Raw genomic sequence first — 25,904 nt, 5'->3', positions numbered from 1 at the left:
AGTAAGGGACGCCATGAGCTCGGGACTCTTCTTGCTCCTTGCGCTGATCCTTGTGGGGCTTGCCCTGCTTTTGACCTACAACGCCCTTATCGCCCGCAAGAACCAGGTGGAAAACGCCTCCGGAGCGGTGCAGGCCTACCTCAAAAAGCGCCACGACCTCATCCCCAACCTGGTGGAGGCGGTGAAGCGCTACATGGCCCACGAGCGGGAGCTCTTGGAGAAGCTGGTGGAGCTTCGGGAGAGGGCCTCGAGGGCGGGCCCCACCGAGGAGGGATTGAAGCTGGAGGGGGAGCTCTCCCGCCTCCTCGCCCAGGTGCGCCTCCGGGCCGAGGCCTACCCCGACTTGAAGGCGAGCCAGAACTTCCTCCAGCTCCAGGCGGCCCTCACGGAGGTGGAGGACTCCCTGGCCGCCGCCCGGCGCTTCTACAACCAGGCGGTCACCGACTACAACAACGCCATCGAGCAACTGCCGGGCCGCCTCCTCGCCCCCCTCATGGGCCTAGGGCGGAAGCCCGTGTTCACCGTTCCCGAGGAGGAACAGGCGAAGCCCGATTTGGGAAGGCTCTTGGGGTAGCGCGCCCTATAGGGGAAGTCCGCTCGTGGTCATGAACAAGACCGGGATCCTGCAGACCCTCGAGGCCAAGCTCGCCCCTTTGGAAGCGGAACGGCGCCGGGCGCTCCTCTCCGCCGTGGCCCTGCTCCTGGCCACCCCCTTGTGGGCTTACTTCCTCCTCCTGCTCTTCCACACCCTGGGCTTGGGGACTGGGGGGGGCATTTGGCCCCTTCTGGTGGCTCTTCCGCCTAGCCTCGCCCTGGGGCTTCTCGCCTCCTTCCGCCTGCGCCTCAAGCGGGCTCTGGTGACGCCACTAGCGGAAGCCTTGGGCTTCACCCACCGCCCCTTCCCGGGCCTTTCCCGGGAGGAGGCGGAAGCCTCGGGCCTCCTGCCCCGAGCGGACCGCTACGGGAGCGAGGACCTCCTGGAAGGAAAGGTCGGCCCCTTCCCCTTCCGCTCGAGCGACCTCACCCTCTACCGCCGACAACGCACCAAGAACGGCACCCGCCACGTCCGCATCCTCTCCGGGACCCTCTACCGCTTCGCCCTTCCCTTCGCCCTTCCAGGGGAGGTACATCTCGCCCCGCAAGGGGTAGCCCTCCAGGCGGGTGGGGCCCCCCGTTGGGCCGTCCTCCTCTTCCTCGGCCTCTTCTGGGGGATGCTCCTCCTTTTCCTCGCCCTGGGCACCCTGGAGGGGGACGCCTCCAAGGTGGCCCTCGCGGTAGGCCTTTTGGCCCTACTTTCCTTGCCCTTCCTCCTTTACGGCCTGGGGTTCGCCAAGCCCAAGGAGCGGGTGGTCCTGGAATCCGCCGCCTTCGAGCGCCTCTTCGACGTCTACGGGGACCAGATACAGGCGAGGAAACTCCTTACCCCCAGGGCGCAGGAGGCCTTGGTGGCCTTCCGGCACCGCCTCGGCAGGCCCTTCTGGGCCCGCCTTGGGGGAAACGAGGCCTGGTTCCTCATCCCGGGCAAGGACCGTTTCGAGCCGAGCCTCTTCCAGCCCCTAAAGGAAAAGACCCTCCATGCCTACGTCGAGGCCTGGACAAGGGACCTAGAGGAGGCGAGGAGGCTCCTGGAGGCGGTGGGCCTAGACCTGCAGGCCCAAAAACGGGGCCTCTTCGGCGGAGAGGACCTCACGCAAGGGCCCATGTGATACCCTTGCCGTAAGGGAGGAACCCATGAAGCGTACCCTGGCCCTACTCGTCCTCGGATTCTCCCTCGCCCTGGCCCAGACCCGGGGCGGGGAGCTTCGGGTGGCCATCCTGGCCGAGCCCCCGGTCCTGGACCCCACCGCCTCCACCAGCCAGGAAATCCCCCGCATGCTGTACGACAACGTCCTCCAGGGGCTGGTGAGGTTCAACGAGAAGGGGGAGATCGTCCCGGCCCTGGCGGAGCGCTGGCAGGGAAGCCCCACGAGCCTCACCTGGACCTTTTACCTGCGCAAGGGGGTGCGCTTCCACAACGGGAGCCCCTTCACCGCCGAGGACGTGGTCTTCAAGTTCACCCGGGCCCGGGACCCCAAGTCCGGCCACACCCACCCCGAGTACTACCAGGACATCCAGAGCGTGGAGGCCCTGGACCCCTACACCGTGGTCTTCCGCCTGCGCCAGCCCAACCAGGACTTCCTCTTCAACCTGGCCCGCCCCGACTCCGTGATCGGCCCCAAGGGGCGGGTGGAGGAGCAAAAGACGAACCCCATCGGCACCGGACCCTTCCGCTTCGTGGCCTGGGAGCGGGGGGTGGGGGTGCGGCTGGAGCGCTTCGACGGGTACTACGAGCCCGGCCTTCCCTACCTGGACCGGGTCTTCTTCCGCTTCCTCCCCGACCAGAACGCCCAGCTCGCCGCCCTTAGGGCCGGGGACATCCAGGTGATCGGCCTAGGGGTGAGCCCGGAAAACGCTTTGGTGTTGCAGCGGGACCCGGCCTTCAAGGTGGTCACGGGCTTCACCACCACGGAGATCACCGTGGGCATGAACAACAGCCGCCCCCCCTTCAACGACCCCAGGGTCCGCCGGGCCATGCAGTACGCCGTGGACAAGAAGGCCCTGGTGGAGGGGGTGATGCTGGGCTTCGGCACCCCCATCGGGAGCCACCGCTCCCCCGGGGAGCGGTGCTACGAGGACCTCTCCGGCCTCTACCCCTACGACCCCGCCCGGGCCCGGGCCCTGTTGCAGGAGGCGGGCTACGGGCCCAACAACCCCTTGCGCTTCACCTTCACCCTGGCCGCCCCTTACCCCTACGAAAGGCGGCTCGGGGAGGCCATCGCCGCCCAGCTCAGCCAAATCGGGGTCCAGGCGCGGCTGGAGGTGGTGGAATGGGCCACCTGGCTCTCCCGGGTCTTCCGGGGGGCGGACTACCAGATGACCATCATCGGCCACTCCGAGCCCCACGACATCGGAATCTACGCCAACCCCAACTACTATTTCCGCTACGACTCCCCCCGGTTCCGGGAGCTTTACACCCAGTACCTGCGCACCCCTGACCCCAACCGGGCCTGCGAGGTGATGAAGGCGATGCAACGCCTCCTGGCCCAGGATGCGGTGAACCTCTGGGTGATGAACGCCCCCTACATCGCCGCCATGCGCCGCGAGGTCATGGGCTGGTGGCAGAACCAGCCCACCCCTAGCCTCAACGTGACCCGGGTCTACCTGGCGCGCTAGATGCAGGGCTTCCTCCTAAGGCGCCTCCTCCTCGCCCTGGTTACCCTTTGGCTCGCCGCCAGCCTGGTCTTCGCCTTCCTCCTCCTCCTGCCCGGGGACCCAGTGCAGGCCATTTTGGGCCTCGAGGCCTCCCCCGAGGCCCGCGCCGCCCTGGAGCGGACCCTGGGGCTGGACCGCCCACCCCTAAGGCGCTACCTAGACTGGCTCGGGGGGCTCGCCCGCCTGGACCTGGGGGAGTCCATCCGCTACGGCAAGCCCGTGGCGGAGCTCTTGCGGGAGCGGCTTCCCTTGTCCTTGGCCCTGGTCTTCCTGGGGCTTTTGGGGGCCTTGGCCCTGGCCCTTCCCGGTGCGCTATTGGCGGTGCGCTTTTCCCCTTTGGACCTCGCCCTAAGCGGGCTTGTGGCCTTCCTCCAGTCCCTGCCCACCTTCTTCTTGGGGGTGATCCTCCTCTACCTCTTCGCCGTCCACCTCCCCCTCCTCCCCGCAAGCGGCTTCCCCGGCTGGGCCAGCCCCGAAGAGGCCCTGCGCCACCTCCTCCTCCCCGCCCTCACCCTGGCCCTCTCCCGGGCCGCCATCCTCTTCCGCATGGCCCGGGCAAGCCTCCTGGAGGTCCTTTCCCAGGACTACATCCGCACCGCCCGGGCCAAGGGGGTGCCGGAGGCCCTCGTGCTCCTCAAGCACGCCCTGAAGCCGGCGAGCCTCCCCCTGGTCACCCTGCTCGGCCTAGAGGGGGGCTTCCTCCTCACGGGGGCGGTGGTGGTGGAGGCGGTCTTCGCCCTGCCGGGCCTAGGGAGCCTGGCCCTCACCGCCCTGGAGGCCCGGGACTACCCCCTGCTCCAGGGCTTGGTCCTGGCCATGGCAGGCCTCATCGTCCTCTTCAACCTCCTGGTGGACCTCCTCTACGGGCTCTTGGATCCGAGGGTGGAGTATGCGTAGCCCAAGCCTCCTCTTGGGGGGCCTCCTGGTGGGCCTCTTCCTCCTCCTAGCCCTGGCCTCCCTCCTCTACCCCGTGGACCCCAACGCCCCGGACTTCCTCCGCCGCCTAAGCCCCCCCTCCCCTGAGCACCCCCTGGGCACCGACCCCTTGGGCCGGGACCTCCTGGCCCGGGTCCTCCACGGGGCGAAAAACGCCCTCCTGGTGGGCGGCGTCGCCGTGGGGGTGGGGTTTTCCCTGGGGGTGGCCTTGGGGCTTTTCGCCGGGTACCTGGGGGGGCTTGGAGACGGGGCCCTAAGCCTCCTCATGGAGGCCCTTTACGCCCTCCCCGGGCTTCTCCTCGCCCTCCTCTTCGCCGCCCTCCTAGGGCCCGGGGCCTGGAGCAGCATGCTGGCCGTGGGGCTTTCCATGGTGCCCGCCTTCTTCCGCCTGGCCCGGGCCTACGCCCTAAGCCTCCGGAGCGCTCCCTTTGTGGAGGCCGCCCTGGCCTTGGGGGCCTCGAGGGGGCGGATCCTCCTCCGCCACCTCCTCCCCAACCTCCTCGGGCCCCTCATGGTCCAGGCCAGCCTGGCCTTCGCCGCCGCCCTCCTGGCCGAGGCCGCCCTTTCCTATCTGGGCCTCGGCGTCCAGCCCCCCGCCCCGAGCCTGGGGCGGATGCTCCGGGAGGCGCAAAGCTTCCTGCCCCTCTCCCCGTACCCCGCCCTGGTGCCGGGGCTCGCCCTTTCCCTGGCGGTCTTGGGCTTCAACCTTCTGGGGGACGGGCTCAGGGACCGCCTGGACCCCAGGCGCTAAAGGGCTATAGTGGTTCCATGCTCCGAATTTTGCTCGCCCTATTGACCCTGGTTGGTTTGGCTTTGGCCCAAAGGGTGGAGGTGGCCCAAGCCCTGCCCCGTCCCCAAGGGCCTTGGGACGTGGAAGGCTACCCGGGGCTTCCCGAATACCCCCTTCGCCTCACCACCACCTATCCCCCTGAACCCGCCCGCTTTCCCGGGAGCTTCCAGGTGGCCTACGACGGGGAAGCCCTGTACGTGGTGGCGCGCCTGGAGCAGGAGGCGCCGCCCAAGGCGGAGCGGGGCCCGGACGACCCCGAGTGGTGGGAGGACGATACCCTCGAGGTCTTCCTGCGGTGGGACCCCTTTGACGAGGAGGCCCCGGACCTGCACCTGGCGGTGAACCCCAAGGGCGTGCGCTTCCGGCGCTACACCGCTTCCCTACCCTACGAGGCCCGGACCGGGACGTTCCCGGGGGGGTGGTGGGCGGCCCTACGCATCCCCTTCGGGGAAGCCCTGCCTCTCCCCAAGCCCGGAAGCCTGTGGCAACTCAAGGTGGGCCGCGGCCACCCGAGCGCCCAGGAGTACACCCTCTGGCCCATGGGGGGCAGCTTCCACTCCCCCGGCAATTACGGCTACCTGGCCTTCCTCCAGGCTCCACAGGACCTCGAGGCCTTGGCCGCGGAGGTGCGGGCCCGGGAAGCAGCCCTCCCCCCTATCCCAAGCCGCCTCCAGGGGCTGCGGCACTGGGCGCTTTACTACGGGGGCGACCCCGGAACGCTCGCCCGCCTCCGGGCATACGACCTGGTGGTCCTGGCCCGGGAAGCCCCTTTGGGCCTGGTGCGGGGGCTCAAGGAGGGGGGAACGAGGGTGGTGGCTTACTTGCCCCTGGGGATGGTTTCCCGCACGGAGGCGGAGGGACGAGGGTTGCAGAACGCCACCCTCGGATCCAACCCCTACGCCCCGGACACCCTCCTCATGGACCCCGCCTCCCCCGCCTGGCAGGCCCACGTGCACGCCGAAGCGGATCGGCTTCTCGCCTTGGGGTTTGAAGGCTTCTTCCTGGACGGGCTGGACCTGGCGGACCTCTACCCGGAGAAGATCCCCGCCCTGGCCGCCTTGGTGCGTAGCCTGCGCCAGGCCAATCCCGGGGCCCTGTTCCTGCAACACCGGGGGTTCCGGGTCCTCCGGCGCACCGCCCGTTACCTAGACGGGGTCGTCTACTCAGGGCTCTCCCTGGATGCTACGGGAAGGCCGGCCCTGGCCGACCCCAGTCCTGTATGGCCCTTCCGGAGCCGGGGGCTTCTCGCCCTGAGTTTGGACGTGGCCCCAAGCGCCGAGGCCAAGGCCTGGGCGGAACGGCGCGCCTTGGAACTCGGCTTCGTACCCTACGTGGCCTTGGGCCGGCTGACGGAGCTCCCGTAGGGGGCTTAGGACTTCTCGTGTAAAAGACGTAGGATGCTTTCGGCCTTTGGCCTAGGCCTGAAGTCGGAAGACAACTTCCTCACCTCCTTCTAAGCTTGGGATAGCGGGGTGGAAGCAGAGATCCATGGATAATTAATGCCTTCTTCCCCCGCAGCGTGGCGGTTCTCCTTTCCCTTCCTCAGGGGGGCGTGGTCTGTTGTCTTCCATCCCGCTAAAGATTTTGGGGTTGTATTCGGGAGGTGCCATGAAAGAGCGTTGGCGTATCGCATTCGGGTTGGCCCTAAGCCTGTTCCTCGGAGCCTGCTCGCAACCCACCACGAGCCGGGCCCCGGAAACCTGGACCCTGGGGCTCCAGGGTGACGGCGTGCGGGGGGTTTTGGTGGAAGCCACCTTTGACCCCAGCGCATTGCGCTACGTGGGGGCGGAAGGCCCCTACGCCGCCGAGGCTTTCGCCGAAGCGGGGAAGGTCCGGGCGGCGGCAGTGGCCCCCAATGTGCCCTCGGGCGCCATCCTGACCCTCACCTTTGAGGTGCTCCGGCCCGGGGCGAAGCCCACGGTGCGGGTGGTGGAAACCTACCCGGAGGGGCGGGCCGTGAGGCAAACGTGGGGGAGCGGCGGGCTCCGACCCCAGGCCCTGGTCCTGCCGCAGTCTCAGTCTGTGGTACAAGGAATAACCCAGGCAGAGGCCGACCCGAGCTTCGTGCAAAACCCCTTAGGCGACTTGAACGGAAACGGGAGCGTGAGCCTGAGCGATGGCGTCTTGCTTGCGGATCTCTTGGCCGGCAACCTGACTAGCCCCACCGCCTACCAGCGCTACCACGGGGACCTCAACTCCAGCGGCACCCTCACGGGGCAAGACCTGGCCCTTCTCCTACGCAAGATCGTAAACCCGGCCCTCGAGGCCAACCTCGAGCTCGCCCCGCAGGACCTCACCCTGAACCCGGGGTCCTTCGCCTACCTCCTCCTCAACAACTCCGGGAATGGCGCCCTTCCTAGCGTGTCCTGCACCCACCCCCAAGGAATCGCCATGACGGACCAAACCCCCCCGGGGGCCGCGGGCAAGGCCTACAAAGTAGAAGCCCAGGGGAACACCCTGGAGGGGAGCATCCAGTGCCAAGCCGGCGCCGCTGGCACCCGCACCGCCCGGGTCCACGCCCCCTACCCCAGCTTTACCTTGGACCTGGCCGCCCCCAGCACCACCACCACCCCCGGCGGGACCGCCACCCTGGGGTTCACCCTCACCCCGGAAAACGGCTTCACGGGCGCCGTGGGCCTAAGCCTCCTGGACGCCCCCTCCGGGGTAAGCCTGCAAAACCCCTCCACGGTGAACCTGAACAGCCCCTTCAGCGGCACCCTAACCCTCTCCGTGGGGAGCGGGGTAGCCCCGGGCACCTACACCCTGCGCCTTAAGGCGGAAAGCGGAACCCTTGTCCGGGAAAAGCCCTTCGCCCTGGTGGTCCAAGAAAGCCCCGGGTTTGACTTCTACCTGGACCAAAGCACCCTCACCCTGCCCGTGGGGGGAACGGCAAACCTTCAGGCCTTTTTCTCCACCTACGGCGGCTTCAGCGGGAGCGTGAACCTGGCGCTCACCGACGCCAACGGCAACCCAACCTCCCTCACGCTAAACCCGGCTAGCGCCTCCTTACCCACAAGCAATCCCGTGGCCCTAACCGTGGGTGCGGGAAGCGCCACGGCTGGGAGCTACAACCTTCAGGTGCGGGCAATTGGGGGGAGCCTCACCCGCACCCGGCCCCTGAGCGTCACCCTTTACGACTTCACCGTGAGCGCGAACGACATCACCGTGACGCAGGGGGCTTCGGGCACGGTAAGCGTCACCCTCAACCGCACCCACTTCTCTGGGCCCGTAAGCCTGAGCCTGAGCGGAACCATTCTCGGAAACGGGGGCAACCAGGTGGCTTACGCCTTCGCCGAAAACCCCACCACCGGGACCAACGTTTCCCTGGTTCTGAACGTGGGCCCCAACGTTGCTCCCGGCACCTACCCCCTGACGCTCCAAGCCACGGGTGGCGGCCTCACCCGGAACCATACCTTTACCCTCACGGTTAGCGCCGCCCCCAAGGCCCTCCAGCCCACCCTCCTCAGCCGCGCGGGCAACACCTACAGCGTGGGGGTGAACCTGGTGGGCTCCACCGACGCCTACCGCGCCGCCCTCTTTAGCGTGACGCTACCCGCCGGCTTCAGCCTGAGCGCAGGCACGGGCGCCCTGACCTCAGGGTGCACCCTGGACTTCGCCCAGGTGTCCACGAACCCCAACCAGTGGAACGTGGCCCTCATCTGCAACAACGCCTTCAGCGCCCCCGGTCAGGTGGCAGTCCTAACCGTCACGGGCACGGGCGGCGGAACCCTGAGCGTGGCGGATGTAGTCCTCACCAAGCCCGACTACACCGAGGACACCTCGGTTAGCGGAGGAAGCCTCACCTTGGCTCCATGAAGGAAGTTTGGATGCGCGGTTTCCTCGCCCTTTTAGGGCTTACCTCCTGTACCCAGCTTCCCCGGGTGCCTGGCCCCTCCTTCACCCTCTCAGACCCCCTCCCTTCCACCCTCACCCTTCCCCAAGGGAGGAGCCAGGCCACCCGGGTCACCCTCACGCCGGAAGGGGGCTTCGCTAGCGCGGTGCATTTCACCTTGGTCCACTCGGACGGCAGCCCTGCGTCCGGTTTTACCTTGACCCCCTCCTCCGTGTGGCTTTCGGGCAACGCGCTCCATCAGACCCTGGAGGTTTCTGCCCTGGACACGCTTGTTCCCGGAAACTACGCCCTCAAGCTCCGAGCGCAAAGCGACCACCTGGTCCAGGAAAAGGACCTAGGGGTTTCGGTTCGCTTGGCCCTTAGGCCGAAACTCCTGGGGCAGGGGGAGAACGGCTACCTCGTGGCCATCCGCGTGGGCCAGACCCTCTGGACCTACCAAGGAGCGGGGTTTCGCCTCGAGGCCCCCCTGGGCTTTACCCTGTCCCTCAGCCCAGGACTCCTCACCCAGGGATGCCTCACCGACCTCCACCAGGTTTCCCGGAACCCGAACCTTTGGAACGCTCTGGTGGTCTGCGAAGCAACCCAAGCCTTCCAGGGTCCCGGCCAGGTGGGGGTGGTGGCCCTGACGGGGTCGGGCGGGGGCGCGCTCTTCCTAGAAGAAGGGGTCTTGGTGCAAGCAGGCTCCTACGAAGAGGAACCTGTGGCCGGGGGTAGCCTTTCCCTCGGCCCATAAGAGGTGCCCATATGGCAAGACGACCCTACTTGTTCGCCCTTCTCCTCCTCGCCGCCTGCGGGGGTCCACAAGGGGCCAACGGCCCCTCTCACGACACCCTGGTCCTGCGGGGCGAGGCCACGCGGGGCCTGCTTGTGGAAATCACCTTTGACCCTAGCGCCCTCCGCTACCTGGGCCTGCAAAGCCCCCTCCTCACCGAGGCCCACCTGGAGGGGGGCCGGGTGCGCCTGGCAGGGGTTTCCCACCAAGCCCACTCCGGCGAGGTTCTCCGGGTCCGCTTTCAGGTCCTTAGGCCGGGGGCAAGGCCCGAGATCCGCATCCTGGAGGCGGAAGCAGCCCGGCTCGCCCCCTCCTGGGAAACGGGGAACCTGGCCCCTCAAGGCCACCTGGCCCCGCAGGGCTACACCCCCCTTCCTGGCCTAGGCCAGAACGAGGTGGACGCTTCCTTCGCAGAGAACCCCTTGGGGGACTTGAACGGAAGCGGGGGGGTGAGCCTGGCAGACGCCCTCCTCCTCGCCGACCTCCTCACGGGGGCCGCCTCCCCCAACGCCTATCGGCGCTACCACGCCGACCTGGACTCCAGCGGCTATGCGGACGAGCAGGACCTGGTGCGGCTTTTGCGCAAGGTGGTGAACCCGAACCTGGGGCCGGGCCTCGAGGCGGCCCCCCTGTCCTTAACCCTCAACCCCGGCGAAACCGCCCTGGTCCTGGTGGGTAACTCCGGGCAAGGAGCGCTTCCTCCCCTCACCCTCCAGGCGGCCGAGGGGCTTACCGTGGTGGACATCACCCCTTCGGGCTACGCAGGCAGGGTCTACCGGGTTTCCGCCACCCAAAGCGTGAGCCAAGGGGCCATCCTCTTTAGCGCCGGGAGCGCGGGAAGCCGGGCCATTGCGGTGAACAGCACCGCCCCCGATTTCCTCCTGAGCCTTGCGGGCGCCCCCGCTGCCCCCGTGGGCGGCACCGCCCAGGCCACCCTCACCCTTACGCCCCTAAACGGCTTCACCGGGGCGGTCAGCCTGAGCCTGGTCAACCCACCCCCAGGCGTCCTGCTTAGCCCCACCCAGGTAACCCTCGGCCCAAATCCCCTCACCCTTGCCCTTACCCTCGCCCTGGATCCGGGCCTGAGTCCCCAGGATTACCCTCTCACCCTCCGGGCGGAAGGAGAAGGGCGGGTGCGGGAGGCAAGCTTCACCTTGAGAGCCACGGGCTTCACCCTAAGCGGGGATACCGCCCTCACCCTGCCTTGGGGCGGGTCAGGAAGCCTCCAGGTGAGCGTGACGCCGCAAAACGGCTTCAACACCTCCTTGGACCTCGCCCTCACCCGCCAGGATGGAACCCCTCCCCCCTCGGGCATCGCCCTCTCCAGCGCTACCCTTCCCGCAAGCGGCGGAGCCGTGGCCCTGCAGGTGCAAAACCCACCCCCCGGCGCCTACCCTTTGCGCCTCCAGGCCACGCCCCAGGGGGGCGGCACCCCAAGGACCTGGGACTTCACCCTCACGGTGACCTACGCGCCCGAGTGGCGCGTGGTCCTATCCTGGAGCAACGCCGCTGATTTAGACCTCCACCTCTTCTACCCCGACAACCCGGCGGCAAACCACGTCTACTGGAACAACCCGGGCACCTGCCCCCCCGCCGGCCCCGCCTGCCTGGAAGGGGATACCCCCCAAGGCCCCGGGCAGGAAACCCTCCGCTTCACCTACCCAGGAGGAAGCTACCGCGTCTACGTTCACTGGTACTTCGGCGGCGGTAGTTGGAGCACCTCAGGGGCCCAAGTGCAGGTGCTTAACGCCGGCTACCCCGTGGCCAGCTTCCCGGCCCCCGCAGCAAGCGGTAACGGGTACAACACCTGGTGGCACGTCCTAACCTTAGACGCCAACGGGGTTCAGCCGGGAAGCGGCGTGGCAAGCGTGCAGCCGCAGGGCCTGGGGCTAAGCCCCCTGGGCCTGCCCCAGAAGGGAAGGTGAAGCCATGCGCCGCCTCGCCCTCCTCGCCCTGCTCCTCGCCGCCTGTAGCCTCCAAGGCCCTTCCTCCCCAACGCCCAAGGTGCAGGTGAAGGGCCCGCCCCTCGCCCCCCCGGCCTTGCCGGTGCTCCCAAGCCGCCCCTTGCCGGCCCTCGAGGGGCCCGTACCCCTCACGCTTCCCTTGCGGCCCCAGGCCCTCTCTGGGGCCAAGTACGAGGCCCGGATCCTGGTCCTCACCACCTCCACCAACCCCGAGCAAGCACCCCACTTCGCCGCCGCCCGGGACATCCTGGATACCTTGCTCATCCCTTACGAGGTGGTGAACGTGAGCCAGACGCCCTTCAGCCAGGTTTCCCTCACCAACCCCGACGGCACCGGGCGCTTCCAAGGGGTGGTCCTGGCGGAGGGCCAACTGGCCACCTGGTCCGGCTCGGGGGCCACCTTCCACATGTCCCCGGAGGACTGGAACCGCCTTTGGGCCTACGAGCGGGACTATGGGGTGCGGGAACTCGTCCTATACACCTACCCGGGGACCTACCCTGAGGACCGCTGCCTGAGCAACGTGGAGGGCTTCTCCACCCCAAGCCCCGCGGCCAGGGATCCGAACGGGCTGGACCTCGCCACCCAAAGCTACCCCCTTACCCTGACCCCGGAAGGGCAAAGCCTTTTCCCCGACCTCACGGGCACCCTGCCCCTCCGGCACGCCTACGCCTACAAGGCGGCGCCAAGCGGCACCTGCGCCGCCACCTCCCTCCTCACGGACGCCGACGGCAACCTCTTCGGCATCGTGCGCACGACCCTTGACGGGCGGGAGCAGCTCGTCCTCACCTTTGACCAAAGCCCTTATCTCGTCCACACCTGGCTCCTGGCCCCGGGGCTCATCCGCTGGCTCACCCGAGGGGTCTACGTGGGAGAGTACAGCCGTTACCTGAGGGTGGACGTGGACGACTGGTTCCTCTCCACCGAGGTCTGGGGAGAGGGCCGCGGGGTGGGGAACGCCCCCACCTTCCGCCTCAGCGGGGCCGAGGCCCAGGCTGTCGCCGCCAAGCAAGCAACCCTCCGCCAAACCTACCCCGTGGCCCAGGCCTTCACCCTGGACCTGGTGCTCAACGGCTGCGGAGCCGTCTCAGACCCCAACCCCAACGACAACCAAGACCCCTGCGACCCCTCCGGCAACATGGCGCATGAACCCCTGAACCTGGGGGACGACCTGGTCCAGGCCAGCCAGGCCCTCAAGGACACCTTCCGCTTTTACAACCACACCTACACCCACTGGGACATGGACTTCACCGACCTGGCCCAGGCAAAACGCGAGATCGGCGAGAACAACCGGGTGGCGAGCCTCCTCGGGCTACGCTACGAGCACACTGTGTTCAAAAGCGGCCAGTACTCCGGCTTTGGCTGGAAAGGGCAAAACCCCTACGACTTTCCCCGCACGGACTACGGCCTTGGGGCCTCCAATCCCTACTTCCTCCAGGCCCTACTGGAGCACAAGGTGCGCTTCGCCAAGGTCAACTGGTCCGTGAATAGCCAAAAGCCCCCCTGCCGCACCTGCGCCTACCCTCACCCCCTCGCCCCCGGGCTTTACCTGGTGGCGGACTGGCCCACCAACGTCTTCTACAACGTGACCACGGCGCAGGAAGCCCTGAACGCCTACAACAGCGTGTATGGCCCCGGCGGCACGGAGGCCTACTGGCCCCGCGACCTGACCTACGGGGAATACCTGCAGCAGGAAACAAACCTTGCCCTCCTGCACCTCTTCACCGACGGGGGAAGCCACTACTTCCACCAGGCGAACCTCCGCGAGTACGCCCCGGGAAAGAACCTGATCTTCGACTGGGTGGAAACCCTCGTGGCGAAGTACGCCACCTACTCCACCCTTCCCCTTCTCTCCCCCACCTGGGGGGAGTACGGTGAGCACGCCCTCAAGCGCTACCGCCACTTTGAGGCGGTGCGAACAGGAAGCGTGAAAGCGGTGATCGATCCCGCCGCCCGCACCCTCACCCTCCAGGGCAAGCCCGTCTGGGTGACCGGCGTCCAAGGCCCCGCCTGCGAAACCTACGCCGGCCTGAACCGCTGCTTTGTCGGAACGGGTACCTATGCCTTCCAAGCGCCTTAGGGTTCTCTTCATTACCGAGGGCACCTACCCCTACGCCGTGGGGGGCGTAAGCCGTTGGTGCGAGCAGCTCCTTTTCGGTCTAGAGGGCGCGTTCACGGTGCTCGCCCTTTGGGGCCCCCAACAAACTAAGCCCGTCCTGCCCCTTCCCCCCGGAACCGCCTTGCGAACCCTTCACCTCTTCCGCCCGCCCCGGCCCTTCCCCTTTTCCCCCGCTCCCTTGCACGCCCTTCTTCCCGCCTTAGAAAGGCTCTTCTCCTTTCTGGAGCTCGACCTTTCCAGCTTCCAAGAAGGGCTTTGGGAGCTTTTCCTCCTTCGCAAGCGCCACCTTCACGATCTCTTCCTCCATCCCAAGGTCCAAGGGCTCCTCAGCCAACGCCTTGCCCTCCTCCTCGGCCGCCCCCCCACCTTAGGGGAGGGGCTTGCCGTCTTGCACTGGCTTCGCTCCACTCTGCTTCCCCTCCTGGCCTTAGACCCCATTCCCGAGGTGGACCTAGTGCACGCCACCAGCGGGGGCCTGGCCGTGATCCCCGCCTGGCTCGTGTCCCGGCACCTGGGCGTGCCCTTCCTCCTCACGGAGCACGGGGTTTTCTTGCGGGAGCGGTACCTGGCCTTCTCGGAAACCAACCCCTCCCCGGCGGAGCGCCTGGTCCAGGCCCGCTTCTACCACCTCACGAGCCGCCTGGCCTATCAAAAAGCCGACTTCATCACCACGGTGAGCCGCTTCAACCTGCGTTGGGAGGTGGAGCTGGGGGCCGATCCCAAGCGCATCCGGGTGGTGGCCAACGGCATAGACCCCACCCAGTTTCCCGAGGCGCCCCCTCGCCTGGAAGGCCCCCCCACCGCCGTATGGGTGGGGCGGATTGACCCCTTGAAGGACCTCCTCACCCTAGTGGAGGCCTTCAAGAGGGTGCGGGAGGCGCTTCCGGAAGCCAGGCTCCTCCTCTTCGGCCCCGTGCCTCGAGGCAACGAGGGCTACGCCGTCAGCGTCAGGGCCCGGGTGGAAGAACTAGGCCTTGCGGCCAACGTGCGCTTCATGGGGCCGGCAAGCCCTGTGTACCAGGCCTACCACCAGGGGTGGGTGGGGGTGCTTTCCAGCATCTCCGAAGGCTTCCCCTACACGGTGATCGAAAACATGGCCGTGGGCCGCACCCTGGTGGGCACCCGGGTGGGGAGCGTGGGGGAAGTCCTGGAGGACGTGGGCAAGGTGGTGCCCGCCATGGATCCGGAAGCGTTGGCGGAAGGCCTCTTAGGGTTTCTACAAGACCCCGAACGGTGCCTGGAGCTGGGCCAAAAGGCGCGGGAAAAGGTGCTCGCCCTGTATACCCTGGAGCGAATGCTGCAAGAGTTCTCCGCCATTTACGAGGGCCTAGCCTTGCGCGGAGCGGTGGAGGTGCCCGAGTGAGCGCTCGAGGGGAGTACCGCCCCCCCACCTTCCCGCCTCCTGCCCCCCAAGGGCTACAGGACCTGGCCCGTTCCTTGCAAGACCTTCTCGCCCAGGTGAGCGACCCTTACGAGCTCGCCGCCCACCTGGAGGTGCTGGGTTACAACCGCTACCGCGTGGAACGGCTCTTTGACCTTCCCAGTACCTTCGCCCTGGCCCAAGCCCTCTTCGCCCTGGCCCAGCGCGATTTTCGCCCCCGGGCAAAGGCCCCTAGGCCTCGAGGGGGCCTGGGGCTACGGCACCTGGCGGTGGCCCTCACCCTCCTGGGTACCCTGGTGGCCTTTCAAGGCGCCGGGGAGGTGGGGTGGCTTCCTGCCCTCTTCCTCCTGGCCTGGAGTCAGTTGGCCGCCCGGGGCGCCCTCAAGGCAGCGGTGGAGCTCGCCCCGGGGGAGGTCCCAAGCGTCCACACCGCCTTTGCCTGGCTGGGGGTCGTGGGCGCTTCCCTTACCGCCCCTTGGGATTTAGGCCCGGCCGCCTCCTGGAGCGTGGGCGTGGCCTGGGTGGCGGTGGGGGTCCTGACGCTTAAGGGCCTCGAGGGCAAGGCCACAGGGGTAGCCGCCGCCTTTCTCTCGGGGGCGATCGCCCTCCGGCTGGTGGGGGCTTCCCCCCTTTGGGTGGGGCTTCTCCCCCTAGCCTTCCTCCTGTGGGACGTGGGGATGCCAAAACCGCACGGCCTTTTGTTCGTGCACTCCGCCTTCCAAACCGAATGGATCTACGCCGCATACGGCTTGGGGCAAGGCCTTGTGCTCTGGCGCCTCGTGGAAGGGGCAGGGCAAGGAGCGCTTTTGGGCCTCGCCGCCTACCTTCTCGCCGCTTTGCTCATAGAGATGCGCCTCGCCGCCTTCGTACAAGCCTTGGGCGAAACCCTTTGGCAAAAGGCGAGCCCGGAAGCCCTCCTTCTCAGCATCCAACGCGCCTTCTGGACTTACGCCTTTACCGCCTCGGTTCCCGCCATGCTCCTTCTCCTCGCGCTTCCCTGGTCGGACGCCTACGGAAAGGCCCTCCTCGGCTTTGGCTTCTTGGGCTTTACCAGTGCCGTGGCCTTAGGCCTCAACGCCCTTGGGGGCATCCGGGCTAGCGCCCTCGCCCTGCTCGCAAGCGCCCTCCTCCTCCACCTCACGGGAGACCCCTTGATCCTGGGGGCCGTGGGCCTTTCCCTCCTCCTCTACTTCCTGGAGTACTTGCGCCACCCGGAGCGCTATGGCGTCTACCTCCTTTAAGCCCCTCGCCTTTTACTACGGCCAGGGAAGGCTTGCCGAGCTTCGGGCCTTCCGCCGCGTGGTCCTGCAACCTTGGGCCTACACCCCCGAGGAGCTTGACGCCCTGGCCCCCACCGAGCCCCTGGCCTACCTCAGCCTCGGGGAAGACCCAGGCCCCGAGGCCCCGTGGCAGCGGGGCGTGAACCCCCTTTGGAACACGAGGATCGTGGACCCCAACCATCCGGGCTGGGTGGCCAGGGTGGTGGAAAGCGCCTTGCTCTACCTGGCTCGAGGCTTCCGCGGCCTCTTCCTGGACACCCTGGACCAGGGAGCGGCCACGAGCCGGGAAGGCACCCTGCGCCTCCTCTTGGAACTCCGCAAGGCGGTGGGACCTTGCTATCTTCTCGCCAACCGCGGCTTCGCCCTTTTACCCCACCTGGCGGACCTGGTGGACGGAATCGTCTTCGAGGCCTTCTCCACCACCTGGGAAGGGGGCGGGAAACCTCTTCCCCGGACCGTCCTCCGCGCCAACGCCCGCTGGGCCCAAGCGCTTGCCCAATACCCCTGGGAGCGGTTCAGCCTGGACTACGCCCTGGACCCAAGGCTTGCCCGTTTTGCGGAGAGGCGCGCTTTGGCTTACGGACTGACCCCGGTTCTTGCCAAGGAGCGGGACCTCCTGACCCTCACGGACACAAGGGGCTAATCCGGTCCAGGGCCACCACGGTCACGTAGGGCACAAACCCCTCCGCCCGGGACTTCTCGCACGCCGCCCGCACGTTTTCCGGCCGGGTGGCGTAGTCCACCGTGAGGACCAGCTTGCCCGAATCCCGGATGGCCCGGGCGTGGGTGAGGCGCTCCTGGCAACCCGAGTCCGCGCAGGGTTTGTCGGTGGCGTAGAAGAAGAGTTCCTCGAGGCCAATACCATCTATTGCCGAGAGATACCCCTGGCGCATTCTGAGCTCGGGGGCGTTTTGAGGGAAGACCCAGAAGTCCGGCCGCTTGGCCTTAGCATACTGGCTGATCCGCCCCAGGAGGGCCACCATCTTTGCGGCCAGGCTATCGCGGGTTTCTCCCGGGACCAAGCGCAAGCTGATCCCCTCATAGGCGTCCACCAGGTCCAGGTAAACCCCTTTAAACCCCGCCGCCAGGGCCTTGTCCAGCCTCGGCCGCACCGCCAGGTTCCACCAGCGCTCGTCCCAGTACTTGACGTACCACTCCCCGCTCCAGCCCGGCACCGCATTTAGGAGGAGATCGGGCGCCTCTTTTTGGACCAGCGGATACTCCGGCCGATAGTTTTCCATCCCCCCAATCTCCATGTAGGCCAAGGCGGGTTTTCCCTTAAGGGCGGCGAGCTCCGGGCCCGACCACGGCGTTGCCCCATCCTTGGTCAGGTCAATCACGTAAAGGTCAGCGGCCGCGGCTCCCAAGGCGGCCAGTCCCGTAGAAGGATAACCCGTGAGCTGGTAGATCCAAGTGCGCGCGCTCGGAACAGGAAGGGGCGCAGGAGGTGGGTTTGCCGGAGGCTTGGTAAGGCTACCCGCAACCTGGCAAGCCGCAAAGGCGAAAAGCAGCAAACCCAGCCAAGGGACCCTGCGTGCCCACCGCCCAAAGACCGTATGGGATAATCCCCACCCCTCCATTGCCTTCACCATAACGCCTTTCCCTGAGAGCGAGGTCCCGGTTGGATGAGCGCCCACCCCACACATCGGGAGTTTGCCTAGGGTCAGGGTGTGCATGGGCAAAAGGGCGTCCTAGAGAGCGCCAGGGCTGGCCTGGACGAGGCGAAGAACGGCGGGGCCCGCTAGCCCTTGCCTACCTTTTGGGCCCCGTGGTAAGTTTATACGGCAAGAAAGGAGGCAAGCGTGTGCGCGCCTTTGGTGATGGAGGAGGTGGCCCGCACCCTTTCCCGCAGGGCTTTCCTGGGGGCGGGCCTGGGGCTTTTGGCGGGTAAGGCCTTGGCGCAAGCGGAGGTCCAGGGCAAGGCCTTCAGCCGGGCGGTGGACCTCACCCACGAGCTCTCCCCGGAGATCCCCCTCTTCCCCGGGGCCGAGCCCATGCGCATCACCACCCTGGTCACCGTGCGGCAAAACGGCTACTACGGGAACCGCCTGGACCTCTGGGAGCACTCCGGCACCCATATGGATGCCCCCGCCCACTTCGCCGAAGGGGGCCTCACCGCCGAGAAGCTCCCCGTGGCTAGCCTCATCGCCCCCCTGGCGGTGATCCACCTCCACGAAAGGGCGGCCAGAGACCCCGACACCCAGGTGACCGTGGACGACCTCCTGGCCTACGAGCGCCAGCACGGCCGCCTCCCCAAAGGGGCCTTCGTGGCCATGCACTCGGGCTGGGAGGCCCGCTGGCGCGACCCCAAGGCCTTCCTAAACCAGGACGCCTCCGGCACCCTCCACTTCCCCGGCTTCTCCCCCGAGGCGGCGGAGTTCCTGGTGCGGGAGCGGGAGATCGTGGGGGTGGGGGTGGACACCCTCTCCCTGGACCACGGTCCCTCCAAGGACTTCAAGGCCCACGTGATCCTCCTGGGGGCGGGGAAGTACGGGCTGGAGAACCTGGCGAACCTGGCCCAGGTGCCCCCCGCTGGGGCCCTCCTCTTCGTGGGCGGGCCCAAGCACCAAAGGGCCTCCGGCGGCCCGGTGCGGGCGGTGGCGGTATGGTGATCTCCTGGCTCCGGGTGCCCGAGGAGGGGGAGCTTCCCGAGGAGGTGCGGGCCCTTTTCCGGGAGTTCCGGGAGCGGACGGGTTTCGTCCCCAACGTGGCCCGGGCCTTCGCCTTAAGCCCCCGCTTCCTCCTTTGGTTCCGCTACTACCACGCCCTCATGCGGGAGGAGGGCCTCCTGACCCGGGAGGAGCGGGAGGCCATGGCCATCGCCGTGAGCGGGGAGAACCGTTGCGAGTACTGCGTGGCGAGCCACAAGCGCTACCTCAAGGAGCTCACCGGGGACTGGCGGCTTCCCGAGGTCCTGGCCGCTAACCCCCGCCGGGCGGAGCTTCCCCCGAGGATGCGGGCCCTGGTGGACTTTGCCCTGAAGCTTACCCACCAGCACCCCGCCATGACGGAGGAGGACCTAAGGCCCCTTCGGGAGGCGGGGCTTTCGGACGAGGCCATCCTCGAGGCGGCCGAGGTGGCCGCCATGTTCAACTTCACCAACCGCCTCCTGAACGCCCTGGGCATCCGGCCCAACCCCGAGTACTACCCATGAGCCTGCTGGAGTTCCGCCAGGTCGCCGTGGCCTTCGGGGACTACGTGGCGGTGGAAGGGGTTACCCTCCGCCTCGCCCCCGGGGAGTTCGTGAGCCTGGTGGGGCCCACGGGGTGCGGCAAGAGCACCCTCTTGAACGTGGCGGCGGGCCTCCTTTCCCCAAGCCAGGGGGAGGTCCTCCTGGAGGGGAAGCCCCTCAAGGGCCTCAACCCCATGGCGGGCTACCTCTTCCAGCAAGACGCCATCCTCCCCTGGAAGACCGCCTTGGACAACGTGGCCCTTCCCCTGGTCTTCCGCGGCCTCCCCTGGCCCGAGGCCCGACGGCGGGCCAGGGCCTGGCTGGAGAAGGTGGGGCTTGGGCGCTTCCCCCACCACTTCCCCCACCAGCTCTCCGGGGGGATGCGCAAGCGGGTGGGGTTAGCCCAGGTCCTCATCGCCGGCCCTCGGCTCCTCCTTATGGACGAGCCCTTCTCGGCCTTGGACGTGCAGACCCGGCAACTGATGGAGAACGAGCTCCTCCGGCTTTGGCAGGAGGACCGCAAGACGGTGCTCTTCGTCACCCACGACCTGGAGGAGGCCATCGCCCTCTCCGACCGGGTGGTGGTCCTGGCCGCCGGGCCCCGCTCCCGGCCCATCGGGGAGTTTCCCATCCCCTTACCCCGGCCCCGGGACGTGGCGGAGATCCGGCTCACCCCAGAGTTTTTGCGGCTTCACCGGGAGATCTGGGAGCTCCTCAGGGGGGAGGTGATGCGGGCCCATGCGGGGGCTTAGGGTCAGGCTTTGGCAGGCGGGGCTCCTTATAGGCCTCCTGCTCCTTTGGGAGTGGGCCTCGAGGACCGGCCGCCTCGACCCCTTCTTCTTCTCCCTCCCCTCCGAGATCGCCAAGCGCATCTGGCGCTGGTTCGCCACGGGCGAGGTCTACCCCCACCTCTACGTCACCACCGTGGAGATGCTCCTGGCCTTCGCCCTCGGTACCCTCCTCGGGGTGGTCTTCGGGCTGTGGCTCGCCCTGGCCCCCGGCGTGGCGGCGGTGCTGGACCCTTACGTGAAGGCCCTGAACGCCATCCCCCGGGTGGTCCTCGCCCCTATCTTCACCCTCTGGTTCGGCCTGGGCCTCCTCTCCAAGGTGGCCCTGGGGGTGACCCTGGTCTTCTTCGTGGCCTTCTTCAACACCTACCAGGGGGTGAAGGAGGTGAGCCCCCTGGTCCTGCAAAACGCCCGCCTCCTCGGGGCAAGCCGCCGCCACCTCCTGGCCCACGTCTACCTGCCGGCGGCGGCCAGCTGGATCTTCAGCTCCTTAAGGACCTCCATCGGCTTCGCCGTCATCGGGGCGGTGGTGGGGGAGTACCTGGGGAGCGCCGCCGGGCTCGGCTACCTCATCGCCCAGGCGGAAGGGGTCTTTGACACCACGGGGGTCTTCGCCGGGATGGTGGTCCTCATGGCCTTCGTCCTGGTGCTGGACGCCCTGGTGGGCGCCCTGGAGCGAAGGCTCCTGGTGTGGCGGCCAAAGGAAGGAGGACGGACATGAAGCGGTTTTGGGTTTGGGTGCTCGTGGCACTCTTGGCCTTCGGCTTCGCCCAGAAGCGGGTGATCCTGGGCGTGGGGGGGAAGACCGCCGTGGTCTACCTCCCCCTCACCGTGGTGGAGCGGTTGGGCTACTTCAAGGAGGAGGGGCTGGACGTGGTGATCCAGGACCTCCAGGCGGGGTCCCGCGCCCTCCAGGCCCTCATCGGGGGAAGCGTGGAGGTGGTCATGGGCTACTACGACCACACCATCCAGATGCAGGCCCAGGGCCGGGACATCGTGGCCTTCGTGGAGGTGGGGCGCTACCCCGCCATCGTCCTCGGGGTGCGCGCCGACCTGGCCGACCAGATCAAGACGGTGGCCGACCTCAAGGGGCGGAGGGTGGGCGTCACCGCCCCCGGGTCCTCCACCCACTTCTTCCTGAACTACCTCCTGGTGAAAAACGGCCTTAAGCCCACGGACGTGGCGGTGGTGGGGGTTTCCGTGGGGGCGCAAGCGGTGGCGGCGCTGCAGAACAAGCAGGTGGAGGCCCTCTCCAACGTGGAGCCCGCCATCACCCTCCTCCAGGAGCGGGGCCTCCTCAAGGTCCTGGCGGACACCCGCACCACCAAGGGGACTCGGGAGGTCCTGGGCGGGGAGTACCCCGCCGCCGTCCTCTACACCACCCGGGCCTGGCTGGAGCGGAACCCCGACACGGCCCAACGGCTGGTGAACGCCATGGTGCGGGGCCTCCGCTGGATGCAGGGCAAATCCCCCGAGGAGATCGCCGCCGTCTTGCCCGAGGAGTACTTCCTTGGGGACAAGGCCCTGTACCTCAAGGTGTTGAAGAACTCCCTGGAGAGCTTCTCCCCCACGGGCCGCTTCAGCGACACCGCCCCTCTTAGGCCCCTCACGGTCCTTTCCGCCTTCGACCCCAACGTGGCCCGGGCGCGGATCGACCTGAAGCGCACCTACACCAACGCCTTTGTGGACCAGGCCCCCAAACGGTAAACGTGTGCGGGGAAGGTGAGCGTTTATGCGGAACGCCTTGGTTGCCCTGATCGGGTTCCTCCTTGCAGCGCAGGCCCAGACCTGGAACATGGCCACCCCCTACCCCCCGGCCAACTTCCACACCCAGAACATCCTCCAGTTCGCCAAGGAGGTGGAGGAGGCCACGGGAGGGCGGATGAGGATCACCGTCCACCCCGGGGGGTCCCTCTTCCCCCACCCGCACATCCTCCCGGCGGTGCGCAACGGCCAGATCCAGCTGGGGGAGGTTCTCATGTCCCTCCTGGCCAACGAGAACCCCCTCTTCAACCTGGACTCCATCCCCTTCGTGGCCACCAGCTACGAGGAGGCCCGGCGGCTCTACCAGGCCCAGCGCCCCGAGGTGGAAAAGTGGCTGGCCCAGCGGGGGGTGGTCTTCCTCTACGCCGTGCCCTGGCCGCCCCAGGGGCTTTACACCAAGCGCCCGGTGAACTCGGCCCAGGACCTCAAGGGGATGCGCTTCCGCGCCTACAACCCCGCCACGGCCCGGCTGGCGGAGCTCTTGGGCATGACCCCGGTGCAGGTGGAGGCGGCGGACATCCCCCAGGCCTTCGCCACCGGGATCGTGGAGGCCATGATCACCTCCCCCGTCACCGGGGTGGACAGCCAGGCCTGGGACTTCGCCCGCTACTTCTACGACGTCAAGGCCTGGGTCCCGAAGAACATGGTGGTGATCGGGCGCCGGGCCTTTGAGAGCCTCTCCCCGCAGGACCGGGAGGCCCTCTTGCAGGCGGCCAAGCGGGCGGAGGAGCGGGGCTGGCGGCTGAGCCAAGAGCAGGAGGAAAAGGCCCTCCAGACCCTGGCGAGCCGGGGGATGCAGGTGGTGAAGCCCTCGCCCCAGCTCCTCAGCGACCTCAAGAAGGTGGGCCAGACCATGATCCTGGATTGGCAACGCCAGGCGGGGGCCACCGGGGTGAAGATCTACCGCCAGTACCTGGGGCGATGAGGGTCCTCTATCGGCTGGCCGAGCTCCTGGCGGCCCTCATGGCCCTTTTCATCCTCCTGGTCATCCTGGCCCAGGTGGTGGGGCGCCTCCTGGGCTTCGTGGTCCCCTCGGCCCTGGAGCTGGCGGGCTTCGCCACGGCGGGGCTCATCTTCCTGGGCCTCGCCCCCACCCTGCGGGCCGGGGGGCACATCCGGGTAGGGCTTCTCCTGAGGCGGCTTCCCCCTGGGCCGCAGCGGGCCCTAGAGGGGCTTGCCCTCCTCCTCGGCCTGGGCGGGAGCCTCTACGCCACCTACCACGCCTGGGCCCGGGTGGTGGAAAGCTACCGCTACGGGGACCTGGCCCCGGGGCTTCTTCCCCTTCCCCTTTGGCTTCCCCAAAGCTTCCTTGCCCTGGGGCTTAGCGTTTTCAGCCTGGCCCTTCTGGAGGCCTTCCTAAGTACGTTAAGGGGGGCGCGGTGAGCCTCCTCGAGGCCAGCCTGGTCCTCATCCTCGCCCTCTTCGCCCTTTTGGGCCTGGGGGTGTACGTGGGGCTCGCCCTCCTCCTGGTGGGCCTTTTGGCCTTGGCCCTCTACACCACCGCCCCCCTGGGGCCCAACCTGGCCACCGCCCTCTGGACCGCCACCTCCGGCTGGAGCCTGGCCGCCTTGCCCCTTTTCGTCTGGCTCGGGGAGGTCCTTTACCGCTCCCGGCTGGCCCAGGGGCTGTTCCAGGGGCTCGCCCCGCTCCTTTCCCGGCTTCCTGGGGGGCTTCTCCACGTGAACGTGGTGGCGAGCGCCCTCTTCGCCGCGGTGATCGGCTCCTCCGCCGCCACCACCGCCACCGTGGGCCGCTTCACCCTGCCGGAACTCCTGCGGCGGGGCTACCCCAAGGCCCTGGCCCTGGGCTCCCTGGCGGGGGCGGGGACCTTGGGCTTCCTCATCCCGCCCAGCATCGTCATGATCGTCTACGGGGTGATGGCCGAGGTGTCCGTGGCCCGGCTCTTCATGGCCGGGGTGGTGCCCGGGGTGGTCCTGACCCTCCTCTTCATGCTCCTCCTCTCCCTCCTGGCCTTCCTCAGGCGGAACGAGATCCCGAAGGAGGCGGCCAAGCCCTTGGGGGAGGCCCTGAGGGATTTCCTCCAGGTCTTCCCCGTCCTCTTCCTCATCCTCCTGGTGCTGGGTTCCATCTACCTAGGGGTGGCCACCCCCACGGAGGCGGCGGCCATCGGGGTAGCGGGGGCCTTTCTCCTGGCGGCCCTCAACCGGGAGCTCTCCCCTACCCTCTTCTGGGAAAGCCTCCTCGGGGCGGTGCGCACCACCAGCATGATCGGCCTCATCCTGGCGGGGGCCGGGGTGCTCACCCTGGCCATGGGCTTCACCGGCATCCCCCGGGCCCTGGCCGCCTGGGCGGTGGAGGCGGGGATCACCCCCTTGGCCCTCATCTTCTTCCTGAGCCTGGTGTACATCGTCTTGGGCTGGTTTCTGGACGGCATCTCCATCGTGGTCCTGACCATCAGCGTGATCCTGCCCGTGGTGAAGGCTATCGGGGTGGACCCCTTGTGGTTCGGCGTCTACCTGGTGCTCATGGTGGAGCTGGCCCAGATCACCCCCCCGGTGGGCTTCAACCTCTTCGTCCTCCAGTCCCTCACCGGGGAGGACCTCTTCCACATCGCCCGCTACGCCCTGCCCTTCATGGGGGTCCTGCTCCTCATGGTGGCCCTTCTGGTGGCCTTCCCGGAACTGGCCACCTGGCTCCCCCGGACCATGACGGGGGGGTAGCGCAGGGCCTAGGCCCGGCGTCCGGGTGCAGGGCTCCCGGGGCCATTAAACGGGCCCCGTGGGCCACGACCCTCAACCCCATGCCCTGCGTCCGGGGCTTCGTCTGAAAGGCCTCCTCCCCGGGCAAAGCGTGTACGTGGAGCACGTACAGCCCCTCGAGAGCGCCCTCAAGATCACCTACCGCAACGCTCAGGGCAGGCTCGGCGAAACCCTGCTCTACCCCGAGGACCTGGCCCAACTGGAGGTGGAAGAGGACATAGAGGAACAAGAAGAGTTCCCCAGCGAGGAGCTGGAAGGCGCCCCTTGGCCGCCGCCCGCGCCGTCCTCTTCGCCAGCCTGGTGGACGACCTCGGGGAGTACTTACCGCCCCAAGAGGCGGAGAAGGAGCGGGAGCGCCTGTTTGCGCTTTTGGAACGCCTGGTGAACTGGGACCACGTGAAAGATCCCAAGGCGGCCCTAGACCCAAAACGGGCGTCATCGCCGAGGCGCAGTACGAGATCGCCAAAAGCCTCGCCCGCTCCCTGGGCAAAACCCCACCCGCCTCCCCCACCGACCGCAAGCAGATCGAAGCCCTCCTAGCCTTGGCTCCCCCGGTGCTGGACCCCTTCGCCGGGGGCGGCACCATACCCCTCGAGGCCCAGCGCCTGGGCCTTTCCGCACACGCCGGGGACCTGAACCCTGTGGCGGTCCTCATCAACAAGGCCCTGGTGGAAATCCCGCCCCGCTTCTTCGGCCACCCCCCGGTGAACCCGGAATACCGGGCCAAGGCCACCCAAGGCGACAGCTTCTTCGGGGCCCAGGGCCTTGCTTGGGACGTGCGCTACTACGGGCGTTGGGTGCGGGAGGAGGTCAGGACCCGCGTGGGCCACCCTTACAGAAAAGGGGGTGTGGGGGCCATAACGCCCCGGTTTTCAAACCGGGGGGACCCCCACGCGCTCCGAAGGAGCGTGTAGCGGGATAAGCGAAAAGCGCGCTATCCTACGTGGAGGACGGGGACGCGCAAAGCCTTCAAGTACCGCCTCTACCCCACCCAGCCCCAGGCCAAGGACCTGGAGCGCACCCTAGACCTCTGCCGCCACCTCTACAACGCCGCCTTGCAGGAGAGGAGAGAGGCCTACAAGAAGGCGAAGAGAAGCGTGTCCTTCTCCGAGCAAA

General features: G+C 67.8%; 25 protein-coding genes and 1 pseudogene. 25 read left to right on the top strand and 1 reads right to left on the bottom strand.

Features of this window, described 5'->3' with window-relative positions; translation table 11 throughout:
* The first annotated feature begins 13 nt into the window (after window positions 1-13).
* From ABXG85_RS09795 to ABXG85_RS09735, 13 genes are all read left to right on the top strand, one after another.
* Window positions 14-574 carry a LemA family protein gene (locus tag ABXG85_RS09795; RefSeq protein WP_353513448.1) on the top strand — a complete coding sequence of 187 codons (561 nt, stop codon included), beginning with the start codon at window positions 14-16 and terminating at the stop codon, window positions 572-574.
* Window positions 575-605: 31 nt separating this feature from the next.
* Window positions 606-1,706, top strand: coding sequence for a DUF3137 domain-containing protein (locus ABXG85_RS09790; RefSeq protein WP_353513447.1), 1,101 nt, complete (start codon window positions 606-608; stop codon window positions 1,704-1,706).
* A gap of 25 nt (window positions 1,707-1,731) precedes the next feature.
* Window positions 1,732-3,213: an ABC transporter substrate-binding protein gene (locus ABXG85_RS09785; RefSeq protein WP_353513446.1), complete on the top strand. Its 1,482-nt coding sequence runs from the start codon at window positions 1,732-1,734 to the stop codon at window positions 3,211-3,213.
* Window positions 3,214-4,149, top strand: a complete 936-nt coding sequence (locus ABXG85_RS09780) for an ABC transporter permease (protein ID WP_353513445.1) — start codon at window positions 3,214-3,216, stop codon at window positions 4,147-4,149.
* On the top strand, window positions 4,142-4,939 hold the full coding sequence (locus ABXG85_RS09775; RefSeq protein WP_353513444.1) for an ABC transporter permease: 798 nt from the start codon (window positions 4,142-4,144) through the stop codon (window positions 4,937-4,939). The genes ABXG85_RS09780 and ABXG85_RS09775 overlap by 8 nt, the downstream gene beginning before the upstream one ends.
* A 17-nt stretch (window positions 4,940-4,956) precedes the next feature.
* Window positions 4,957-6,342: a hypothetical protein gene (locus ABXG85_RS09770; protein WP_353513443.1), complete on the top strand. Its 1,386-nt coding sequence runs from the start codon at window positions 4,957-4,959 to the stop codon at window positions 6,340-6,342.
* 244 nt (window positions 6,343-6,586) lie between these two features.
* On the top strand, window positions 6,587-8,794 hold the full coding sequence (locus ABXG85_RS09765; RefSeq protein ID WP_353513442.1) for a dockerin type I repeat-containing protein: 2,208 nt from the start codon (window positions 6,587-6,589) through the stop codon (window positions 8,792-8,794).
* 11 nt (window positions 8,795-8,805) lie between these two features.
* A complete protein-coding gene (locus ABXG85_RS09760; RefSeq protein ID WP_353513441.1) occupies window positions 8,806-9,564 on the top strand; it encodes a hypothetical protein in 759 nt (252 codons plus the stop codon).
* Between the two features lie 11 nt (window positions 9,565-9,575).
* Window positions 9,576-11,528, top strand: coding sequence for a hypothetical protein (locus tag ABXG85_RS09755; protein WP_353513440.1), 1,953 nt, complete (start codon window positions 9,576-9,578; stop codon window positions 11,526-11,528).
* A gap of 4 nt (window positions 11,529-11,532) precedes the next feature.
* Window positions 11,533-13,644 carry an Agd3-related carbohydrate-binding protein gene (locus ABXG85_RS09750; RefSeq protein WP_353513439.1) on the top strand — a complete coding sequence of 704 codons (2,112 nt, stop codon included), beginning with the start codon at window positions 11,533-11,535 and terminating at the stop codon, window positions 13,642-13,644.
* Window positions 13,625-15,046 carry a GT4 family glycosyltransferase PelF gene (pelF, locus tag ABXG85_RS09745; RefSeq protein ID WP_353513438.1) on the top strand — a complete coding sequence of 474 codons (1,422 nt, stop codon included), beginning with the start codon at window positions 13,625-13,627 and terminating at the stop codon, window positions 15,044-15,046. The genes ABXG85_RS09750 and pelF overlap by 20 nt, the downstream gene beginning before the upstream one ends.
* The gene (locus tag ABXG85_RS09740; RefSeq protein WP_353513437.1) at window positions 15,043-16,305 is read left to right on the top strand and encodes a hypothetical protein; all 1,263 of its coding nucleotides are present in this window, start codon (window positions 15,043-15,045) and stop codon (window positions 16,303-16,305) included. The genes pelF and ABXG85_RS09740 overlap by 4 nt, the downstream gene beginning before the upstream one ends.
* Window positions 16,286-16,987, top strand: a complete 702-nt coding sequence (locus ABXG85_RS09735) for a hypothetical protein (protein ID WP_353513436.1) — start codon at window positions 16,286-16,288, stop codon at window positions 16,985-16,987. Before ABXG85_RS09740 ends, ABXG85_RS09735 begins: the two co-directional genes overlap by 20 nt.
* Here the strand turns inward: ABXG85_RS09735 and ABXG85_RS09730 are convergent.
* Window positions 16,968-17,753, bottom strand: coding sequence for a glycoside hydrolase family 191 protein (locus ABXG85_RS09730; protein ID WP_353513475.1), 786 nt, complete (start codon window positions 17,751-17,753; stop codon window positions 16,968-16,970). The genes ABXG85_RS09735 and ABXG85_RS09730 overlap by 20 nt on opposite strands.
* Before the next feature lie 393 nt (window positions 17,754-18,146).
* Between ABXG85_RS09730 and ABXG85_RS09725 the strand changes: the two genes are divergently transcribed.
* The 12 genes and pseudogenes from ABXG85_RS09725 to ABXG85_RS09670 form a co-directional block, all read left to right on the top strand.
* Entirely contained in the window at window positions 18,147-18,956 is an 810-nt protein-coding gene (locus ABXG85_RS09725; protein ID WP_353513435.1) for a cyclase family protein, read from the top strand.
* Window positions 18,950-19,498, top strand: a complete 549-nt coding sequence (locus ABXG85_RS09720; RefSeq protein WP_353513434.1) for a peroxidase-related enzyme — start codon at window positions 18,950-18,952, stop codon at window positions 19,496-19,498. Before ABXG85_RS09725 ends, ABXG85_RS09720 begins: the two co-directional genes overlap by 7 nt.
* Window positions 19,495-20,268, top strand: a complete 774-nt coding sequence (locus ABXG85_RS09715; RefSeq protein ID WP_353513433.1) for an ABC transporter ATP-binding protein — start codon at window positions 19,495-19,497, stop codon at window positions 20,266-20,268. Before ABXG85_RS09720 ends, ABXG85_RS09715 begins: the two co-directional genes overlap by 4 nt.
* A complete protein-coding gene (locus tag ABXG85_RS09710) occupies window positions 20,255-21,025 on the top strand; it encodes an ABC transporter permease (RefSeq protein ID WP_353513432.1) in 771 nt (256 codons plus the stop codon). The genes ABXG85_RS09715 and ABXG85_RS09710 overlap by 14 nt, the downstream gene beginning before the upstream one ends.
* On the top strand, window positions 21,022-22,011 hold the full coding sequence (locus tag ABXG85_RS09705) for an ABC transporter substrate-binding protein (protein WP_353513431.1): 990 nt from the start codon (window positions 21,022-21,024) through the stop codon (window positions 22,009-22,011). Before ABXG85_RS09710 ends, ABXG85_RS09705 begins: the two co-directional genes overlap by 4 nt.
* 25 nt (window positions 22,012-22,036) lie before the next feature.
* Window positions 22,037-22,993 (top strand): TRAP transporter substrate-binding protein, encoded by a 957-nt coding sequence (locus ABXG85_RS09700; RefSeq protein WP_353513430.1) that lies wholly within the window; start codon window positions 22,037-22,039, stop codon window positions 22,991-22,993.
* Window positions 22,990-23,451 (top strand): TRAP transporter small permease, encoded by a 462-nt coding sequence (locus tag ABXG85_RS09695; RefSeq protein WP_353513429.1) that lies wholly within the window; start codon window positions 22,990-22,992, stop codon window positions 23,449-23,451. The genes ABXG85_RS09700 and ABXG85_RS09695 overlap by 4 nt, the downstream gene beginning before the upstream one ends.
* A complete protein-coding gene (locus ABXG85_RS09690; RefSeq protein WP_353513428.1) occupies window positions 23,448-24,749 on the top strand; it encodes a TRAP transporter large permease in 1,302 nt (433 codons plus the stop codon). Before ABXG85_RS09695 ends, ABXG85_RS09690 begins: the two co-directional genes overlap by 4 nt.
* 58 nt (window positions 24,750-24,807) lie before the next feature.
* Window positions 24,808-25,173, top strand: coding sequence for a hypothetical protein (locus ABXG85_RS09685; RefSeq protein ID WP_353513477.1), 366 nt, complete (start codon window positions 24,808-24,810; stop codon window positions 25,171-25,173).
* Window positions 25,089-25,328, top strand: a complete 240-nt coding sequence (locus tag ABXG85_RS09680) for a hypothetical protein (RefSeq protein ID WP_353513474.1) — start codon at window positions 25,089-25,091, stop codon at window positions 25,326-25,328. The genes ABXG85_RS09685 and ABXG85_RS09680 overlap by 85 nt, the downstream gene beginning before the upstream one ends.
* 14 nt (window positions 25,329-25,342) lie before the next feature.
* Complete coding sequence (locus tag ABXG85_RS09675; RefSeq protein WP_353513427.1) at window positions 25,343-25,702, top strand: hypothetical protein; 360 nt, start codon at window positions 25,343-25,345, stop codon at window positions 25,700-25,702.
* 57 nt (window positions 25,703-25,759) lie between these two features.
* Window positions 25,760-25,904: pseudogene (locus tag ABXG85_RS09670) on the top strand (helix-turn-helix domain-containing protein); the annotation flags it as partial.

This window comes from Thermus sp. LT1-2-5, assembly GCF_040363165.1.
In the GTDB taxonomy this organism is placed as follows: Bacteria; Deinococcota; Deinococci; order Deinococcales; family Thermaceae; genus Thermus.
Note: the sequence above shows the minus strand (reverse complement) of the source record. Positions and strands in the feature narration are given on the sequence as shown.